The following is a 16,211-nucleotide window of genomic DNA, read 5'->3' as shown; positions in this document are numbered from 1 at the left end:
CCCTCGTGCGCGCAGCCCACCCCACCCTCATACCCTCCCCATCATGGGGAGGGATGCGCAGGGCCGAGCGGCCGGCGTTCATCGTCGCCGTGCCGCCTGTGGCGGAGCAAGGCTGCCGGTCCAATAAAGGCACTCCGGCGAGGCAATCCGCATGAAATCCGATGCCAATGCCAGGACCCATACCGATGAAGGGCCGTTTTATCGGCATGCGGTTGCGGCGCTGGCGCGGATCGAGGATGGCTCGATTTTGCGCTTTGCCTTTTTCGCGCTGCTGGCTGGCACGATCGGGGTGCTCTATGTCGATTATCGGGAGCTCAGTGCCAATGCCTCCGCAGCACTGACCTATACGCCCCAGCCCATCCTGCCGCCGGCGACCACCGAGGATGGTGGCGGGCGGGCACGCCCCGCATTGACCACAGCCCCCGAAATTCTCGATGAACCGCTGCGGATCGAACTGGGCAGCAATGGCACCTTGCAGCTGACCGGGACCATTGATCCGGGCGCGGCGCAACGCTTTGCCGACGAGATCGCCGCCCGCGGCGAATATGTGTCAACCGTGCTGCTGGATTCCCCCGGCGGGTCGGTGGACGATGCGCTGGAAATCGGGCGGCTGATTCTTGAAAAAGGCCTGTCGACCCAGGTGCGGGACGGCCAGCTATGTGCCTCCTCCTGCCCCCTCATCTTTGCCTCGGGGGCGGAGCGGCTTGCGGGGCGCGATGCGGCCATCGGGGTGCATCAGATCTACGCGGCGGCGCTGAGCGCTTCACCGGTGGATGCGCTCAGCGTAGCGGGCGTGGCGATGGCCGATGCGCAGAATGTTACGGCGCTGATCACGCGCTATCTGGGTGAGGCGGGGGTGGATGCGGCCTTGTGGCTGCATGCACTCGAGACACCGCCGGACAGGCTCTATTATTTTTCGCCCGAGGAGATGGAGCGTTATCGGCTCGTCACCGAGTGGTTGGATAGTTGATCGGGGGAAACGGAACCGGCGGAGGACCGGCCCGTTTTTCCAGATGGTGAGAAAAAGTCGCGTTTTTCAAAAAGCGAAGCGTTGCGACTTTGCTGGAAACGCAACCAGAGGCGAGGAGGCCAAAATGACGCAATCCCATTTGCTGACCCGGCATCGCGATATCCAGAACTGGGTCAATGATCGGCGGGGACGCCCGGCCATTGCCCGGGTTCGGAACCGGTTCGGTGATGAACGGGCCCAGCTCAAGCTGCGGTTTTCCCATAATGCGGAGGGCCGCGAGGACTTGGGAATGAGCCCGTGTTCCTGGACGGCCTGGCTGGCTGAACTGGACAGGCAGCAATTGGCGCTGCGGGTCGATCCAACCGGCGATTGTGCGCTGGTGTCCCGTCAGGTCATGAACTGATTACTGCTCTGACGACCCCCGGCGGCCCGATGAAAGCGGGTGTGCCGGGGCGCTCATGGCAAGGCGTACGCAGTCGCGGCCACTGGTCTTGGCCTGGTAGAGCGCAGCGTCCGCGCGGCGCAGCAGTTCGGACAATGGGTCAAAGGGCATGAGCTGGGCAACACCGAAGGACGCGGTGGCCGGCTCACTTGTATCGACATCAAGCGAGCGGAAAACATTGCGAACCGTCTCGGCATAAAGCTTGCCGGTGGTCAGGTTGGCACCGGGCAGGAAGGCGGCAAATTCTTCGCCGCCCAGTCGGCCGAGTACGGCATAGGCGGGCGCACTGTCGCGCATCACGGCGGCAAAACTGGCGATGACCTGATCGCCCACCGCATGGCCAAAGCGATCGTTGATCTGCTTGAAGTGATCAAGGTCGGCCACGATCATTACCGCGGGCACGCCCGAACGGGCCGCTAGCGCCAGGGCCTTGCCACCCCGATCCTCAAAGCCGCGCCGGTTGAGCAATTGCGAGAGTGTGTCGGTTTCGGAGCGGGCCGTCATATCGGCCATCACGTCGCGCATGATGACCAGCAGCATCATCAAGCCATTGGCGATGAGCAGCACGGCGCCCAACGTCTGCGAGACGGCAGCATAATTGGAGGCCATATAGCCCTGTGGTGCGGCGCCGGAACCGATGGCCATGGCGAGAAACGGCTTGGCCAGGAAATGCAGGGCCGAGAGCACGAACAGGGCCAGAAGCGCCATATCGAGGGTCCGCTTGCGTCGATTGGCGAGGACCACGCCCATGGCAATGATCTGCACCAGGGCATAGGGCGCCTGGTACAGCATATTGCGGGTGAAACTGGCCCGCTCCATGTCCAGGATGGCAATGTTGACCAAGAGCGATGCGATCACCACCGCAGCGAGGATGCGCCAGGGCGGTTGGAGCCGGTAGTGGTGTGCGAGCCCGACCACGCACAAGGCAACCGCGAAAAGAAACGCGGCGAAAATGCCGAAGCTGACCAGCCGGTGATCCTCCTGGAAGGGGAGGATGAATTCGAGCACCACATTGAAGACGCCAAAGCTATAGGCAATTGCCAGCCAGCGGGCGCCCATGGCCGAGCGCTGATAGGCCGCCACGACACCAAACGCGGTGGCAAAAATGCCGGCGACAAAAAGGTTGATGGCGAGCACATAGGCTGCGGCGCTCATGGAACCGGTCCGTTCTTCAGATGCGCCCGATCCTAGCCGCCACGGCAAAACGAGACGTTAATGGCGGGGCGGGATTCCCAGGGCATCTGCCAGCAGCGCAAAGGAGCGTCGGCGCAGGGCATAGGAATGGATGGTGGTGGTGATCATCACCTCGTCGGCCCCGGCAGCCTTGGCCTTTTCGCTGATGGTCTCAGCCATTTGTTCGGGGCTTCCGACCAGCCACAGGCTCGACTGGTGCTCGATGACCTGTTGCTGCTGCGGCGAAAGAACGCGGGCAGCGGCCTCATCGGGCGGCATCAGATGGCGCTGTTCGCCGGTGACAAACAGCGCCCAGCTCACCGCCTGTGAGGTGGCGAGATATTTGGCCTCTTCCTCGCTGGGTGCGCAGATGGCGGAGAGGCAGAGAATGGTCTTGGGTTCGGGAAAGTCGGCCGAGGGCTGAAAGGCCTGGCGATAAGCGGCAAAGGCGGGTGCTGCCGGGGTGTGGCTGAAATGGGCGGCAAAGGCATAGCCAAAGCCGAGCTGGCCGGCGGCCTGGGCACTGGCGCCGGAGGAGCCGAGGAGCCATTTGGGCGGCAGGGATACGCCGCCGGGCGAGACCGGCACGCGCGCATAGGGGTGGTCGGGCGGAAAACTCGCTTCGTCAAAGGCCATCAGCTCGGCCAGATAGGCCGAAAACTCCTCGCCGCCGCCGCTTCGCAAGGCACGCATGGCATAGCCATCGCCACCTGGGGCCCGGCCGATACCAAGGTCGATGCGGCCCGGATGGAGGGCCGCAAGGGTGCGATAGGCCTCGGCAATGCGGAGCGGCGCGTGGTTGAGCAGCATGACGCCGCCCGAACCGATGCGGATGTCCCTGGTAGCCGCCGCCGCGCTGCCGATCAGGATTTCGGGCACGGATGAGGCAATGGAGGGCATGCCGTGGTGCTCTGCATACCACAAGCGCTCATAGCCCAGCCGGTCGGCTTCCTGGGCCAGCAGCACGGTTTCCGCCAGCGCTTCGGGGGTGGAGCTGCCCTGGGCAATGGGGGCCAGATCCTGGAGCGAAAGGGCGAAGGGTGCGGGCATGACAATGGCTTTCGGGAACAAGAATTTCATCGTTAAATCACGATGAAGTGGCAAAAGGTCAAGTCCGGGCGGCTAAATTATGCGCCAGGCGGGTCGTTAAGGACCCATTGACGATGGAGCTGTGCTGGCGTGCAACACCGCGGGTGCGTTCGGCCTATGTTGGTGAGGCGACGCAAGAATTAGACTTGACCAAGTGGGGGCCGGTGCATGCTAGATGCGCCAATGGCATGGGGTTGGATGTGATGGCGCGGATGCAAAAGACGGTTTGGGCGCTGGCGCTCCTCGGCGCGACGGTGCTGGCACAAGGGGCGCAGGCGCAGGATTTCGGCATATCCGAAGTGCGCGGCGGCGTCTTTGCGCATAGCGTCGATGAGCCCGGCGCGTTTTTTGGCGTGTTCAACACCTCCCGCGTGCAGGACCTCAATGTCGAGATGCTGTTTGAGGTGCCGAGCCTGACCCAATGGGTGAGCTGGGGCGTGGTACGGCCGCATCTGGGCGCCACGGTCAATTTCGGCGGGCTGGAAAGCATGGTCTATGGCGGCGTCAGCTGGACGGTGCCGGTGTTTGATAGCCCGGTCTTTGTCGAAGCCAGCTTTGGCGGTGCGGTTCACAATGGCGCGGCTCTGGGCGCGGCGGCCCCGGCGCGCAACCTGGGCTGTTCGGTGCTGTTCCGCGAATCGGCCAGTGTTGGCGTCATGGTCAACGAGAACGCCTCGATCATGGCGACGATCGAACACGCGTCGAATGCAAATTTGTGCGCCGATAATCGCGGGATGACCAATATGGGCATCCGCTTCGGCTGGACGTTCTAGACGTCTCCTGCCAACAGAACGCGCGCCTTCGCTCCCTCGCTCGTCCAATTGCCTGAAGCCCCGCGCTTGATCCTTCTTCCCTCAGGGAGGAAGATGGTGGAAACTGCCACTCGGCCTTGCGCCTCCCTCCGCTTGATGGGGAGGGCTTGAGGGTGGGGTGGGCCGCGCACGGAAAGCGGGCCCTTGCGCCACAGGCGAAGCCTCAGGCCGCCTGGCCGGCGGCCCAGCCCGATGCCCAGGCCCACTGGAAATTGTAGCCGCCCAGCCAGCCGGTGACATCGACCGCTTCGCCAACAAAGAACAGCCCGGGCACGTCGCGGGCCACAAGGGTCTTGGCCTCGAGCCCGGTGGTGTCGATGCCCCCCAAGGTCACCTCGGCGGTGCGATAGCCTTCCGAACCCACCGGCTTGAGGCTCCAGCGTGCCACATGCTCGGCGGCGGCTGTCAGCTTCTTGTCCGAGAAATCGCCGATCATGCCGGGCTGGTCGATGAGGTCACCGACCAATTGGGCAAGGCGCTTGGGCAGCTTTTCGGCCAGAACCGTCTGCAGGTGCAGGCGCGGCGTCGCCTTGCGTGCGGCGCGGAAGAACTCCAGTGCATCCTCGCCGGGCAGCAGATCGACGCTGATGGCGTCGCCTTCGCGCCAATAGGATGAGATCTGCAGGATCGCCGGGCCGGAGAGGCCGCGATGGGTAAACAGCAGGGCTTCCTCAAAACGGGTCTTGCCGTGGCTGACCACGGCATTGGTCGAAACCCCGGCCAGAGGCGTGAGTTGCTCAAGGGCGCGGGGCTCGAAGGTGAGCGGCACCAGGGCGGGCCGGGTGTCGGTCACCTTGAGGCCGAACTGGCGGGCGATTTCATAGGCAAAGCCGGTGGCGCCCATCTTGGGAATGGATTTGCCGCCGGTGGCGACCACAAGGCTCGAACAGGTGACGCGCCCATCCCCGACCATGACGTCGAAACCGTCTGCGGTCTTTTCGATGCTGCCCAGTGTCCGCCCGGTCCAGATGGCGGCGCCGGCGGCCCGCAGGTCATTGGTCAGCATGGTGACGATCTGGGTGGCCGGGCCATCGCAGAACAGCTGCCCGAGGGTCTTTTCGTGAAAGGCTATGCCCTGCTTTTGCACGCGGGCGATGAACATTTCGGGGGTGTAGCGCGAGAGCGCGGAGAGGGCGAAACGCGGATTGCTGGACAGGAAGCGCTCGCGGCCCAGCTGATGGGTGGCGTTCACATTGGTGAAATTGCAGCGCCCGCCGCCGGAAATGCGGATCTTTTCGCCGGGGTCGCGGGCATGATCGACCACGAGAACCTTGCGCCCGCGCTTGCCGGCCTCAATGCCGGCCATCATGCCGGCGGCGCCGGCTCCCAGAACGATCACGTCAAAATCGGGCATTTGTTTTCCTTCTGGTGGTCCAGAGCGGACCTGGACACCGCGCCGACCCGGATTTGATCGGGGGCTCATCTGCATGCGGTATGCGCTGCAAGTGGTGCCCGGATCAAGTCAGAGGATGGGCGGGGGGCTATGAGTGCGAGCGGTGAATGCACCTCATTGACTAATTCCTATATGGGAGTATGAGAACTCCTGCTTTTTGTAGGAAGCGAAGTTTCGTCATGCACCGCCACCGCAGCTTTATCGCCGCTCTTGCCACCACCCGGCTTCTCGCCGGGGGCATGCTGGCCATGACCACGTCCACCAAAACCACCAAAACCGCCTGACGCTTTTCCCCGGGTCGCTCTCCCGACGGGGAGAGGCTCAAAAGCAAGACCGCGATGGCCAGCCCATCGCGCGGGGGCGGAAATGGTAACGGACCGGAGTTCCAAAATGGGTTATCGCGTCGCTGTCGTCGGGGCCACAGGCAATGTGGGCCGCGAAGTTCTCAACATTCTGGCCGAACGCAAGTTCCCGGCCGACGAGGTCTTTGCGCTGGCCTCTTCCAAGTCCATCGGGCGGGAGTTGTCCTATGGCGATAAGATCCTCAAGTGCCGGGACCTGCAGCATTTCGATTTTTCCCAGGTCGACTTCGCCATCATGTCTGCGGGCGGTTCGATTTCCAAGGAATGGGCGCCCCGCATCGCAGCAGCCGGCGTCGTGGTCATCGATAACTCGTCCTATTGGCGCTACCATTCGGATGTGCCGCTGATTGTGCCGGAAGTGAACGGGCATGTGCTCGATCGCTGGCTGGCCGACCCCAAGCGCACCAATATCATTGCCAATCCCAATTGCTCGACGGCCCAGCTGGTGGTGGCGCTCAAGCCGCTGCACGATGCGGCCAAGATCACCCGCGCGGTGGTCTCGACCTATCAGTCGGTGTCGGGTGCGGGCAAGGAAGGCGTCGACGAGCTCTGGAACCAGACCAAGGGCATTTTCGTCAATGACAGCCCGACCCCGGGCAAGTTCCCCAAGCAGATCGCCTTCAACGTCATCCCGCATATCGATGTGTTCATGGAAGACGGCTACACCAAGGAAGAGTGGAAGGTGCTGGCCGAAACCAAGAAGATCCTCGATCCCAAGATCAAGGTGACCTGCACGGCGGTGCGCGTGCCGGTGTTCGTGGGCCATTCCGAGGCGGTCAATCTCGAATTCGCCAATCCGATTTCGGCCGACGAGGCACGCGATATCCTGCGCGAAGCGCCCGGCATCTCGGTGCTCGACAAGCGTGAGCCCGGTGGCTACGCGACTCCGGTGGAATGCGTGGGCGAATACGACACCTTCGTGTCGCGTATTCGCGAGGACACGACAGTGGAAAATGGCCTCGTGCTCTGGGTAGTCAGCGACAATTTGCGCAAGGGCGCAGCGCTCAACACGGTGCAGATCGCCGAGACGTTGATCGAAAAGGGTTTCAAGGCCCGCACCCTGGCGGCCTGATCCTGCCTCTTCTTCTCCCTCTCGGGGAGAAGGTGGCGCGTAGCGCCGGATGAGGGGGATGCTTCCACAGGCACCAGCTTTGTGGTGACGTCCCCCTCATCGGTTCGGCTGTGCCGAGCCACCTCTCCCCGCGAGGGAGAGGAACAAGGCATCCGGCGCCGCAAGGCGGCCGCTTGAAAGTTTCGTGCATGCCGCTCCGCCACATCCTTCTTGCCCTTCTGGTCGTTGCCATCTGGGGCTTTAATTTTGTCGTCATCAAACTGAGCGTGGAAGCCATGCCGCCTATTCTGGCGGCGGCACTGCGCTTTGCCGCGGCGGCGTTTCCGGCGGTGCTGTTCGTGCGCCCACCCAAGGCGCCGGCCTGGATCGTGATCGCCTTCGGGCTTTCCCTTGGCGTGGCGCTCTATGGGTTTCTCAACCTGGGGCTGGCCTGGGGCATGCCGGCGGGCCTCAGCTCGCTGGTGCTGCAAACCCAGGCCTTTTTCACCATGGTGATGGCCTTTGTGCTGCTGGGCGAACGGCCCAGCCGTTATCAGGTGATCGGGGCCGCCATCGCCTTTGGCGGCATCGCCGTGATCGCCTCGGAGCGATTGGAAATGACCAGTCTGCTGCCGCTCGGGCTGGTGATTCTGGCGGCGATCAGCTGGGGGCTGGCCAATGTGCTGACCAAGAAGGCCGGCAAGGTCAACGCTGTCTCGTTCACCGTCTGGGGCGCGCTGGCGGCACCCTTGCCTCTCTTGGGCCTGTCGCTGCTGACCGAGGGCTGGCCGGCCATATCCATGGCATTGACACAATTCTCATGGAGCGATGCGGGGCTCATCGCCTTTCTGGCCTATCCGGCGACGCTTTTGGGCGGCGGCATCTGGAGCTGGCTCCTGGGACGGCATCCGGCGTCGGTGGTCGCGCCGTTCACCCTGCTCGTGCCGATCACCGGGCTGGCGTCGGGCTATCTGGTGCTGGGGGAGCTGATCACCCGGATCGAGGTTTTTGGCGCTCTCCTGGTGATTTGCGGGCTGATCGTCACGCTGCGCAAGGCCAGAAAAAGCGAGCCGCCGATCCGCTTCGACTAGGCCATTTCGCCCCGTCTCTGAGCGTTCCCGGCGGGAGCCGCCCCCGGCGTGGGAGCGGCCAGGACGGATCAATCACTGGAGTCGAGCAGCGATTCACCGGTGTCGGGCGCTGGCGCTGGTGCCGCCTCATCCAGGGGCGTCGGCACGGACATGGCATCACCCATGGGGGCCGGCATGGTGCTGGGCTGGAGGGCATTGAGCTCGTCGGCATTGAGGCCGCCACTCAGGTCGAGATCGACAGCGTTGAATTCGTCCTCGGTCAGGTCCGGCCAGACGGCCTGCAGTTCGAGGAAGCTGAGCTCGCCGCTGGCGTCGGTATCGACATCGGCAAAGGTCATCGGGGTCTGGGCCAGAGCGGGAGCGGCGGCCAGCGAAAGGGCGACTAGGCCCAGGGCAAATTTACGCATGGAATAACTTTCGTGTGGGGTGTCTTCACCCCGATTGGTGATGAAACAGGCCGCAGCCACCCCGGGGGAGTGGGGTGGCTGGCTGGTCTGCCCCCAGGGGGAGTTGAGCCAGGCCTTGTCGGGCTAGGGACCCAAAAGGCCGGGATCTGAGGGGCAGAAAGCTGGCTTACTGAGCAGCCGGGGCTTCGGACGCGGCGACAAAGGCGTCGTATTCCTCAGCCGAAAGCTCACCATTGCCGTCGGTGTCGGCGGCGGTGAAGGCCTCTTCGGTCAGATCCGGCCACGCCACCTGGGCCTCGACCAGCGAAACGCCACCGTTGACATCGGTATCGACCGAGGCAAAGTCGGTAGCGGCCTGGGCCATTGCGGCACCAGACAGACCAAGAGCGAACAGGCTGGTCAGGACGATCTTCTTCATGGGGTTTCTCCATGTTGACTTGGGAGGAAACAGAAGCGGCACGTGCCGCTGCCGACGGGTCGCTCTGTGGCGGCCCGTGACCAGAAGATCACCGGGGAATGTGGCTGGTGATGGCCCACAGATGGGCGCGGCTGGACCAATGTCGCGGCGTTTTCCGGGCGCCTCGAAGCCCTTGCGATCCGGGTGGTTGCAAATCACACCGGTTCACGGGCCGCGTTGGCCCAAGAATTGATCGCGTTTTAGTGATCACGATTGCGGCCGGCCCGGTACAAATTTGCGGCCAAAAGCGGGACGAGTGATCACGGGATAGTGATCAGAACCGGATCGGCCGGCTGGAGCCGCAAAAGGATTGTCAGGCGGCCCTAGAGCGCGGGGCGAATGAAGTCGCCATGGACGTCCATGACCCAGAGTTCGCCATTGGAAATATCGAACCAGGCGCCATGGACCGCCAGCTTGCCGTCGGTTTCCAGCGCCGCGACATAAGGGAAGGTCCGCAGGTTGCGGATGGAGTTGCGAATGGAGATGCGCTCCAGCGCCGTCTGCCGCTCCGCCGGGGTCATCAGGTCGTTCTGGCCCAATTGGGCGGGCAGGCCGCCCAGCATGCTCATCCATTTGCCGATGAAATCACCGCTATCAAGCGGCTTGCTATTGGGATCGAGCGCCGCCTGGATGCCGCCGCAGCGGCCGTGGCCCATCACCACGATATTGGAAATGCCCAGGCCCTTGATGGCAAATTCGATGGCCGCCGAGGTGCCGTGCTGGCCGCCATCGGGCTGGTAGGTCGGCACCAGGTTGGCGACGTTGCGCAATACGAACAGTTCGCCCGGCCCGGCGTCGAAAATCATCTCGGGGGCCGCGCGGCTGTCGCAGCAGGCGATGATCAGGGTCGAGGGGGTCTGGCCGGCCTCTGCCAGATCGCGAATGCGCTCTTTCTCCCGGGAATAGCGCCCGGACATGAAATTGGCGTGGCCATCGAGGAGATGCTGAGGAAAACTGTGCATGTCATGTCGATTAGCTGTAAGACGCGACAAGATCAATCACCGGCGTTGCGCGCCGGCACATGGGGGATATGCATGCTGATCTATCGCTTCCTCTCCGGCGAGGACGACAGCGCCTTCTGCCACAAGGTCACCAAGGCCCTTTCCGAGGGTTGGCAACTGCATGGGGCGCCGACCTATGCCTATGACGCGGTGAGCAAGAAGATGCGCTGCGGGCAGGCGGTGACGCGAACGGTCAAGGACCAGCCCTACGACCCCGACAAGAAGCTCGTCGACTACTGACTTCGATGGCGCTCTGCGCAGCAGGTGAGAAGGCCGCGGCAGCTATGCTGGCGTGGCGAGCCCGACCTTCTCAAGCGCCAGGTGCTGGAGCAGGATGATGGTCTTGGCGTCGGTGATGCGGCCATCGCCGATCATGGCGAATGCGGCGTCAAAGCCGAGTTCCACCAGCTCGATCTCCTCGCCCTCGTCCACGATGCCGCCGCCGGCATGGCGCAGGGTGGTCTCGTCATATTCACCCAGGAACAGGCTGACCTTTTCGGTGAGCGAGCCCGGGCTCATATAGGCGTCGCAGATGTGGCGGATGGCGCGGGCAGCGTGTCCGGTTTCCTCGAATGCCTCGCGCGCGGCCGCTTCGGCCGGTGGGTCGTCATCGAGGAGGCCGGCGCAGACTTCGAGCAGGTCGGGCTTGTCGCCATTGAGCATGAGCGGATAGCGGAACTGACGCACCAGGAGCACCGTGTCGCGCGCCGGATCGTGCAGCAGCATGGCGGCCGCATTGCCATGGTCATAGACCTCGCGGTCCAGGCGCTGCACGTTGCCATTCGCACGGCGGTAGTCGAGCGTGGTCTTGGTCAATCGTCCCCAATTGTCCGCCAGAATGCTGGTGGCGACGATTTTTATGCGGTCCGTCATGCTGGCCCCTTTGTGCTGGGCCCGGACATAGACCGGAGCGGCCCTGAGGGAAAGGGCCGCCCAGCAAAGGCTGCGTGATCGGTGGGGCCGGCGCTAGAACTCGTTCCAGTCTTCGGCTGCCGCCCCGCCGAAATAGGCCTTGGCGGCTTTTTTCACCTTGCCCATCAGGGCGCGGGCGCCCGGCTCGGCCGGCGCCTGAACGGGCGTCCTGGCCGAGCGGGCCGGACGCGAGGCTGCGGCGGCTTGCTGGTCGGCCAGGGTGAAGGTTTCGACAATGGTGTCGAGTGTGCCGGCCTGGCTTTCAGTCTGCTCGATGGAGGCATTCATCTGTTCGACCAGGGCGGCATTGTGCTGGGTCATCTCGTCCATCTGGCGGACGGCGACATTGACCTCGCTAAAGCCCGAGGCCTGGGCCTGGCTATCGCTGGCAATGGTTTCCATGACCGAGGCGGTCTGGCGGACACCCTCGATGATTTCACCCAGGCGCCCGGCGACGTCGGAGACAAGCTTTGTGCCATTGCGCACTTCGCTGGCACTCTGCTCGATCAGCACCTTGACCTCGGAGGAGGCCTGCGCGGCGCTTTGGGCCAGGCGCCGCACTTCCACGGCCACCACGGCAAAGCCCTTGCCCGCTTCACCGGCCCGCGCCGCTTCCACCGAAGCATTGAGCGCCAGCAGATTGGTCTGGAAGGCGATATCGTCGATCAGCCCGATGATGTTGGAAATCTTGGCCGAGGAGGTCTCGATGGCGGTCATGGCGCTGGTCGCCTCGTCCATGACGGCGCTGCTGGCCTCGACCACACGGGTCACCTTGTCAGTGCTGCCGCTGGCGGTTTTGGCGCGTTCGGCGTTGAGCGCAACCGTCGAGGCCATCTGCTCCATGGCCGCCGACGTTTCTTCGATGGTTGCCGCCTGGCGGGTGGTGCGTTCCGAAAGGTCGTTGGCCCCGGCAAGAATTTCAGCGGTCGCAGTCTTGAGGGCGCGCGAGGTCTGACGCAATTCGCCCACCATTTCGGCCAGCTTGTCGGCCACATTATTGGTGGAGGTCTTGAGGCGGTCGAAGGCCCCGGCATAATTGCCGCGCATGCGCTCGCGCAGGTCGGCCTGTGCCATGGCGCCCAATACGGTTTCGGCTTCGCCCAGCGCCGTCTCGACCGAGACCAGCATGGCGTTGAGGTTGTCGGCGATGCGGTCGATTTCGGGGTCGCCCTGATTGGGATCGAGGCGGGCCGAGAAATCGCCCTTCATGGCGCCGGCAATGACGGTGTCGAAGGCGGCCTGGAAGCGCGCCATCAGTTCGGCCCGGGCCTGGGCGCTGGAATCGCGGGCCAGTTTTTCGACTTCGGCCTGCGCCACCTGGCGGCCATTGTCGCGGAAGGTCTCGAGGGCCCTTGCCATGTCGCCCAGTTCGTTGCGGACGTCGGTGCCGGCGATGGCCACGTCATAATTGCCCTGCGAAAGGGCGCGCATGGTCGCCGTCAGCCCGACAATGGCGCTGCCCAGCCAGCGAGCGGTGATGGCAGCCAGGGCGATGCCGGCGATGAGACCGATCAGGCCGACCGTTGCGATGATATAGAACTGAAGGCGCTGCTGATCGACGATCTGCGGACCAAGCGCGTTCTGGGTTTGCTTGGCGCGGTCGCTCATGGCGTTATAGAGTTCGCTCATGCTCAGGCCCAGGGCGCGGATCTCGGCAGTTTCGGGAGCGGAATCGGCGGCCGTGCCGGCAGCGATGGCTGCCATCAGCTTGGTGAAGGCGGCGTCATACTGCTGGGATTGCAGAGTGACCGTTTCGATGGCTTCGAGCGAAACCGGATCGTGCAGGAAAAACGCCATGCCGTCGGCGTCGGTCGTGCCGACATCGAGGATCATTTCGCGGACGCGGGCGCCCTTGCGGGCATCGGGTGCCTGCAGGTAGTCGGCGAAATCCTGGCGCAGCGTTTCAACGTCGCGCACATAGTCGTTGATTTCCAGCGATTGCCGCGCCGCCTGCCGGTATTGGGCAAACAGGGTTTCGGCTGAATACATCATGCCGATGGCCGTGGCGGCCACCACCAGGATGATGGCTGCAACGCCGGCGAAGGCGGCGTAAATGCGGGCTTTGACGCTGGAAAGGCGCTTCATGGTAAATCTCCGTACGAATCATAACTTCGGCGGAGGAAGCTAATTTTTGTTTACTATGCTCAATATTTGCGCATGAAGCCGCGTTCGTGGGCGCTGATGGCCCCCACGACCTGTCGCCACCCGAACAGTCTGTGCGCTATACGAACAAAGTGCGGAATGCGCCGAAAGTTCGAGGCCCGTAGCGCCCGGGGGCTTTGATTTCGTAACCATTGGGCGCTAAAGACTCGAACCATTCCAAACTGGACGTGGCACCACGCCGCATCAGGAAAGGCCCCGGATAGCCCCATGTCGGTCAGAGCCCGCCCCACATCTCCCCATCTGCAGATCTATCGCTGGACCATCACCATGGCCATGTCGATCATCCATCGCGCAACCGGCATCGCCAATTATGCCGGCATGGCGCTGCTGGTGATCTGGCTGGGCGCCGCCGCCTTTGGGCAGGATGCGCTGACCAGCGTCAATTTTATCTATGGCAGCTGGTTCGGCCAGCTGGTGCTGTTCGGCTTCACCTGGAGCCTTGCGCACCACATGCTCGGGGGGCTCCGGCACTTCGTGTGGGATTTTGCCGTGATGATGGAGCCGGGCCAGCGCGAGGCGCTCGCCTGGGCCAATCTGGCCGCTTCGGTCGTCATCACCCTTCTGATCTGGACCCTGTTCGTGTGGATGGTCTGATATGCGCGATACCGTGATCACCAAGGACATGATTGCCAATCCCACGTCTCACTATGGAAACGCCAAGGCCTCGACCCGCCATTTCATCACCCAGCGTGTAACCGGCGCGATCAATATCGTGTTCCTCGGCTTCCTGCTGTTCATCGTGGTGCGGCTGGCCGGGCAGGACCGTGCGGATATTGTCGGCGTGCTCGGCGCCTGGTGGGTGGGCGTGCCGTTCGCCGTGCTGATCGGTGTCGTCGCCGTGCATATGCGCAATGGCATGCGCGATACGCTTGAGGACTATATGCACGGCTCGGTCTATCGGCTCGCCATGCTGCTCAACACATTGTTCTGTCTTCTCATTGCCCTCGCCGGTGCCGGCGCGGTTCTGAAAATCGTCTTCTGGGGTTGATCAAGATGGCTGAATACGAACTGATCGACCACGAATTCGACGTGGTGGTTGTCGGCGCCGGTGGCGCTGGTCTGCGCGCCACCCTGGGCATGGCCGAGCAGGGGTTCAACACCGCCTGCATCACCAAGGTGTTCCCGACCCGCAGCCATACTGTTGCAGCGCAGGGCGGCATTGCCGCTTCGCTCCAGAACATGGGTCCCGACAGCTGGCAGTGGCACATGTACGACACCGTCAAGGGGTCGGACTGGTTGGGTGACAATGACGCCATGGAATATCTGGCACGCGAGGCCCCGGCGGCGATCTATGAGCTGGAGCACTATGGCGTGCCGTTCAGCCGCACCAATGAGGGCAAGATCTACCAGCGCCCCTTTGGCGGCCATATGACCGAATTTGGCGATGGCCCGCCGGTGCAGCGCACCTGCGCCGCGGCCGACCGCACCGGCCACGCGATCCTGCATACGCTTTATGGCCAGAGCCTGCGCAACAACGCCCAGTTCTATATCGAATACTTCGCCCTCGACCTGATCATGGGCGAGAACGGCGAATGCCAGGGCGTCATCGCCTGGAAGCTTGACGACGGCACGCTGCACCGTTTCCGTGCCAAAATGGTGGTGCTGGCCACAGGTGGCTATGGCCGATCCTATTTCTCGGCCACTTCGGCCCATACCTGCACGGGCGACGGCAATGGCATGGTGGCGCGCGCCGGCCTGCCGCTCCAGGATATGGAATTTGTGCAGTTCCACCCCACCGGCATTTATGGCGCAGGCGTTCTCATCACCGAGGGTGCGCGCGGCGAAGGCGGGTATCTGACCAATTCGGAAGGCGAGCGCTTCATGGAGCGCTATGCCCCCAATGCCAAGGACCTGGCCTCGCGCGACGTGGTCAGCCGCTGCATGACGCTTGAAATTCGCGAGGGGCGCGGCGTTGGTCCCAAGAAGGATCATATCTACCTGCACCTGGATCACCTTGACCCCAAAGTGCTGCATGAGCGCCTGCCGGGCATTACCGAGAGCGCCAAGATTTTCGCCGGTGTGGACCTGACGCGCGAGCCGATCCCGGTGCTGCCGACGGTGCACTATAATATGGGCGGCATCCCCGCCAATTATCATGGCGAAGTGCTGAACCCGACCGCCGAGGATCCGACCCGCATCGTGCCGGGCCTGATGGCTGTGGGCGAAGCGGCCTGTGCCTCGGTGCATGGCGCCAATCGCCTGGGTTCCAATTCGCTGACCGACCTTGTGGTGTTCGGCCGTGCGGCAGCGCTGCGCGCCGGCAAGGTGATGGACAAGGCTGCGCCGGTGCCCGGCATCAATGCGGCCCAGGATGCAAAGATCCTGGCCCGCTTCGATCGGCTTCGTAACGCCAACGGCTCCCAGCCGACCGCCAAGCTGCGTGACGAGATGCAGCAGACCATGCAGGCCGAAGCGGCGGTGTTCCGCACCGATGCCTCGCTCAAGAATGGCGTCAAGGCGATGAGCGAAATCTACAAGCGCCTGCCCGACGTCAAGGTCACCGACCGCTCGCTGATCTGGAATTCGGATCTGGTGGAAACGCTCGAGCTTGAAAACCTGATGACCTGCGCCATCGCCACGGTGGTGTCCGCAGAGGCGCGGCATGAAAGCCGCGGCGCCCATGCGCATGAGGATTTCCCCAATCGCGACGACCAGGAATGGCGCAAGCACACGCTGGCGAGCGTCAATGTCGATACGGGCAGTGTGGCGCTGAGCTATCGCCCGGTGATTGTTGACCCGCTGACGCCGCAGGACCAGGGGGGCATTGACCTCAAGAAGATCGCGCCCAAGGCGCGCGTCTACTAGGACAGAAGCGATGTGCCACCTTTGCGAAGAGCGCAGTTACGACGGGTTTCGGGCCCATGCCCCGGCGGCGCTGGTTCCGCCCA

17 protein-coding genes are annotated in these 16,211 nt (G+C 63.5%); 9 read left to right on the top strand and 8 right to left on the bottom strand.

What is annotated here, in order from left to right; all coding sequences use genetic code 11:
* The first annotated feature begins 151 nt into the window (after window positions 1-151).
* Both NIM87_RS04705 and NIM87_RS04700 read left to right on the top strand, forming a co-directional pair.
* Window positions 152-970, top strand: coding sequence for a COG3904 family protein (locus NIM87_RS04705; RefSeq protein ID WP_254673484.1), 819 nt, complete (start codon window positions 152-154; stop codon window positions 968-970).
* Between the two features lie 124 nt (window positions 971-1,094).
* Window positions 1,095-1,373, top strand: a complete 279-nt coding sequence (locus NIM87_RS04700) for a hypothetical protein (protein WP_254673483.1) — start codon at window positions 1,095-1,097, stop codon at window positions 1,371-1,373.
* Here NIM87_RS04700 and NIM87_RS04695 read toward each other — a convergent pair whose 3' ends face one another.
* Both NIM87_RS04695 and NIM87_RS04690 read right to left on the bottom strand, forming a co-directional pair.
* Window positions 1,374-2,567, bottom strand: coding sequence for a GGDEF domain-containing protein (locus NIM87_RS04695; RefSeq protein ID WP_254673482.1), 1,194 nt, complete (start codon window positions 2,565-2,567; stop codon window positions 1,374-1,376).
* 57 nt (window positions 2,568-2,624) lie between these two features.
* Window positions 2,625-3,665 (bottom strand): LLM class flavin-dependent oxidoreductase, encoded by a 1,041-nt coding sequence (locus tag NIM87_RS04690; RefSeq protein ID WP_254673481.1) that lies wholly within the window; start codon window positions 3,663-3,665, stop codon window positions 2,625-2,627.
* A gap of 221 nt (window positions 3,666-3,886) precedes the next feature.
* On the opposite strand from NIM87_RS04690, the gene NIM87_RS04685 reads away from it, so the two are divergent.
* On the top strand, window positions 3,887-4,447 hold the full coding sequence (locus tag NIM87_RS04685; RefSeq protein ID WP_254673480.1) for an acyloxyacyl hydrolase: 561 nt from the start codon (window positions 3,887-3,889) through the stop codon (window positions 4,445-4,447).
* Window positions 4,448-4,649: 202 nt separating this feature from the next.
* Here the strand turns inward: NIM87_RS04685 and NIM87_RS04680 are convergent, their stop codons facing one another.
* Window positions 4,650-5,840 (bottom strand): BaiN/RdsA family NAD(P)/FAD-dependent oxidoreductase, encoded by a 1,191-nt coding sequence (locus tag NIM87_RS04680; protein WP_254673479.1) that lies wholly within the window; start codon window positions 5,838-5,840, stop codon window positions 4,650-4,652.
* A gap of 429 nt (window positions 5,841-6,269) precedes the next feature.
* Here NIM87_RS04680 and NIM87_RS04675 point away from each other — a divergent pair, with 429 nt between their 5' ends.
* Both NIM87_RS04675 and NIM87_RS04670 read left to right on the top strand, forming a co-directional pair.
* Entirely contained in the window at window positions 6,270-7,313 is a 1,044-nt protein-coding gene (locus NIM87_RS04675; protein WP_254673478.1) for an aspartate-semialdehyde dehydrogenase, read from the top strand.
* Window positions 7,314-7,501: 188 nt separating this feature from the next.
* Window positions 7,502-8,383 carry an EamA family transporter gene (locus tag NIM87_RS04670; RefSeq protein WP_254673477.1) on the top strand — a complete coding sequence of 294 codons (882 nt, stop codon included), beginning with the start codon at window positions 7,502-7,504 and terminating at the stop codon, window positions 8,381-8,383.
* Window positions 8,384-8,451: 68 nt separating this feature from the next.
* Here NIM87_RS04670 and NIM87_RS04665 read toward each other — a convergent pair whose 3' ends face one another.
* The 3 genes from NIM87_RS04665 to NIM87_RS04655 form a co-directional block, all read right to left on the bottom strand.
* Entirely contained in the window at window positions 8,452-8,790 is a 339-nt protein-coding gene (locus NIM87_RS04665; protein WP_254673476.1) for an EF-hand domain-containing protein, read from the bottom strand.
* A gap of 166 nt (window positions 8,791-8,956) precedes the next feature.
* Complete coding sequence (locus NIM87_RS04660; RefSeq protein ID WP_254673475.1) at window positions 8,957-9,208, bottom strand: EF-hand domain-containing protein; 252 nt, start codon at window positions 9,206-9,208, stop codon at window positions 8,957-8,959.
* Between the two features lie 362 nt (window positions 9,209-9,570).
* Window positions 9,571-10,209: a carbonic anhydrase gene (locus NIM87_RS04655; RefSeq protein ID WP_254673474.1), complete on the bottom strand. Its 639-nt coding sequence runs from the start codon at window positions 10,207-10,209 to the stop codon at window positions 9,571-9,573.
* Window positions 10,210-10,281: 72 nt separating this feature from the next.
* Between NIM87_RS04655 and NIM87_RS04650 the strand changes: the two genes are divergently transcribed.
* Window positions 10,282-10,488, top strand: a complete 207-nt coding sequence (locus NIM87_RS04650) for a DUF1737 domain-containing protein (RefSeq protein WP_254673473.1) — start codon at window positions 10,282-10,284, stop codon at window positions 10,486-10,488.
* 42 nt (window positions 10,489-10,530) lie between these two features.
* On the opposite strand, the gene NIM87_RS04645 is transcribed toward NIM87_RS04650, so the two are convergent.
* Together NIM87_RS04645 and NIM87_RS04640 are read right to left on the bottom strand one after the other, a co-directional pair.
* The gene (locus NIM87_RS04645) at window positions 10,531-11,121 is read right to left on the bottom strand and encodes an NUDIX domain-containing protein (RefSeq protein WP_254673472.1); all 591 of its coding nucleotides are present in this window, start codon (window positions 11,119-11,121) and stop codon (window positions 10,531-10,533) included.
* A gap of 93 nt (window positions 11,122-11,214) precedes the next feature.
* The gene (locus tag NIM87_RS04640; RefSeq protein WP_254673471.1) at window positions 11,215-13,245 is read right to left on the bottom strand and encodes a methyl-accepting chemotaxis protein; all 2,031 of its coding nucleotides are present in this window, start codon (window positions 13,243-13,245) and stop codon (window positions 11,215-11,217) included.
* Window positions 13,246-13,530: 285 nt separating this feature from the next.
* Between NIM87_RS04640 and sdhC the strand changes: the two genes are divergently transcribed.
* Genes sdhC through sdhA form a run of 3 tightly spaced genes read left to right on the top strand, consistent with a single transcriptional unit; the run spans window position 13,531 to window position 16,128 of the window.
* Window positions 13,531-13,917, top strand: a complete 387-nt coding sequence (sdhC, locus tag NIM87_RS04635; RefSeq protein WP_254673470.1) for a succinate dehydrogenase, cytochrome b556 subunit — start codon at window positions 13,531-13,533, stop codon at window positions 13,915-13,917.
* A gap of 1 nt (window position 13,918) precedes the next feature.
* Complete coding sequence (gene sdhD / locus NIM87_RS04630) at window positions 13,919-14,311, top strand: succinate dehydrogenase, hydrophobic membrane anchor protein (protein ID WP_254673469.1); 393 nt, start codon at window positions 13,919-13,921, stop codon at window positions 14,309-14,311.
* A 5-nt stretch (window positions 14,312-14,316) separates the two neighbouring features.
* Window positions 14,317-16,128, top strand: coding sequence for a succinate dehydrogenase flavoprotein subunit (gene sdhA, locus NIM87_RS04625; protein WP_254673468.1), 1,812 nt, complete (start codon window positions 14,317-14,319; stop codon window positions 16,126-16,128).
* Window positions 16,129-16,211: the final 83 nt, after the last annotated feature.

Source organism: Devosia ureilytica (genome assembly GCF_024273195.1).
GTDB lineage: Bacteria > Pseudomonadota > Alphaproteobacteria > Rhizobiales > Devosiaceae > Devosia > Devosia ureilytica.
The sequence above is the reverse complement of the archived record's forward strand: the minus strand, read 5'-3'. Positions and strand labels throughout refer to the sequence as shown.